3 protein-coding genes are annotated in these 2,125 nt (G+C 30.3%); all 3 read right to left on the reverse strand.

Annotated features, from left to right (window positions below; genetic code table 11):
• Positions 1 to 155: 155 nt before the first annotated feature.
• On the reverse strand, positions 156 to 389 hold the full coding sequence (locus FCJ93_RS24570; protein WP_095314812.1) for a helix-turn-helix domain-containing protein: 234 nt from the start codon (positions 387 to 389) through the stop codon (positions 156 to 158).
• Between the two features lie 3 nt (positions 390 to 392).
• The gene (locus tag FCJ93_RS25735; RefSeq protein WP_268951664.1) at positions 393 to 518 is read right to left on the reverse strand and encodes a hypothetical protein; all 126 of its coding nucleotides are present in this window, start codon (positions 516 to 518) and stop codon (positions 393 to 395) included.
• An 86-nt stretch (positions 519 to 604) separates the two neighbouring features.
• Entirely contained in the window at positions 605 to 1,456 is an 852-nt protein-coding gene (locus FCJ93_RS24575; RefSeq protein ID WP_095314813.1) for a hypothetical protein, read from the reverse strand.
• Positions 1,457 to 2,125: the final 669 nt, after the last annotated feature.

Here is a 2,125-nt window from a genome sequence, read left to right on the forward strand (position 1 = left end):
AACAGGAAGTGTATGTGTATTTTGGAATGTTGACAAGTGGTTTTTTTAATTTATGCAGTACCTTCCAGGCACTGCATAAATTAAATGCCATAACCTACATTTTTATGATGCCATAGACATTATTGAGGTCACCTTATGAATAAGTAAGAATTACTTTATTCTTGAAATTCTTGAGTATCGTCCATCACAAAAGTACCAATACAATTTTCCGTGTTGCTTAACCATAGGAAAAACTCATCTCTTCTAACTCTTTTACTGCGACCGATTTGTATTAATGGAAAATTGGGCTGTTTCATTATTTCATATGCAGTAGGCTTTGATATTTTTAAAATGTCACTTATATCGCTGGCGGTCAATATTATAGGAAAATTTTTTTCTGCAAAGCACATTATTTACTTGTCCTTAGAAATATTAAGTTCTTTATCAAGAGACTGTAACCAATTTTCCAATAACTGTAGAGCCTGTTTCCTTTTTTCTGACTCAGTAATATGAATTGTATTATTATGATATTTGCCCATTAAAAAACCTCCTTTTTAAAGGAGGATAAACAAAATAAAAGGCTCTAATATCATTAGACTTATATAAGTTTTTAAATGTACTTGTTCTAAAAACTTTTAAGATTCACGGGAAGATGTAATTCATAAGAAAGACTCTTGCAAATAATTACTGGATTAACACGTTTCTTAATAACTGTTTCCAGATATCCAGTTTCAATAGGTCCGAATTTAGATAAAAGTTTTTTAAGAACAATATAATCATAAATTTCATTTCTATCACTAAAAACTTCGATGAGAAAACCACCCTTCTCATAGATAGCCACTCTTAGGTAAATATCATGGGAATTGCTTAATTTAAGAATGATACCTCTAATATCATAAATCCATAAACTGTTTGGCCTTGTATGTTTCTTTGACTCGTTATATACAAGTGCATTTTTTTCTGTTCGAGTTAAGTATTCATAGAATTCCTCGAGGGATAGTGAAGCATTAGAAAGATATTCAAAATGCTCAACTGTCCAGCTTTGTTTTGGATTTTTATGTTGTATCCAAGTTAATGGTACTCTGGAAAAGATAGCAATGGTTGCAAAAAGTTCATTGGATATGCTTTGACTTGACTTTATATACCTAATTTCAGCTTTTGTATTACTCTGTATAGGTTGGTGTTGTCCCTTTAGAATTCTTAAACTATCTTTTGCAATTTTATATCTTTCATACAAGCTAGCCTGCGACATGCCAAGAACCTGATTCTTTAAAAGTATTTGATTTCGTCCTTCTACAGAAAAGGTTAATAAATATTCTCTAAATAGATTAATATCCCTTTTGAGTAGCTCTAGTTCAGGCCAATCGTAAGAACTTTTTCCTGCTTTATCGCTTCTTTTAGCTAAATATATTTCCTCTGAAACTCTACTGTTAATTAAATCGTAAATTTGTTCTAAAGTAGAACTTGGCTTATCCATTACTATCACCAAGATAAGCATACGATCATATAAATAGTTGCCTCTATATAAGACTTATAAAAGTCTTTTCGTTTGATCTAAATCTGTAACGGTTACGATACGATTAAGTGTAGTATTGGATGGATGCTTTAATATGATTGGTATTGAGTAATAAGTATTCTTATATTCATAAAAAAAGTTAACATATTTCATTCCAACACTCCTTTCAAAAAAAATTTCGTACCGTACAGACAAAAACTATTGAACACCCTCTATATCTTTAGTATGATAAAGAAAATAATCGTAGAAATGGGATTTCACGAATAAAATTGTAAATGTCTGGTAATGATATTACCAGGCATTTTTTTATGCCTCGAAAATTTATAATTTGACCTCTCACGTCTATAACTTTATTTTAACAAAGTTATAGTTTTAAGTGGGAAATTTTTTTGGAGGTGTCTAAAACGGAATTATCAGGAAAATACAACTTACCGGTAATCAAGTATGATACCAATACTAAATATAGTTTTATTGATGAATTTTTTGTTCAAATACCAGTAAAAAGCCAGATGTGACCGTCAAGTAGAATGAAACAATTTTTGCTCGTTATTTTGAAACACTTTGTTCCCCAAATATGGTAGAACGATGCTTCATACGATAACTATCTTCATTTAAATGAATGATTTCTAC

Origin of the sequence: Robertmurraya siralis, assembly GCF_005502275.1 — a bacterium.
In the GTDB taxonomy this organism is placed as follows: Bacteria; Bacillota; Bacilli; order Bacillales; family Cytobacillaceae; genus Robertmurraya; species Robertmurraya siralis.

Excerpts from the sequence above, each read along its gene's own strand:
- FCJ93_RS24570 (WP_095314812.1), bottom strand. The coding sequence starts at position 389 with ATGTGCTTTGCAGAAAAAAATTTTCCTATAATATTGACCGCCAGCGAT.
- FCJ93_RS25735 (WP_268951664.1), bottom strand. The coding sequence starts at position 518 with ATGGGCAAATATCATAATAATACAATTCATATTACTGAGTCAGAAAAA.
- FCJ93_RS24575 (WP_095314813.1), bottom strand. The coding sequence starts at position 1,456 with ATGGATAAGCCAAGTTCTACTTTAGAACAAATTTACGATTTAATTAAC.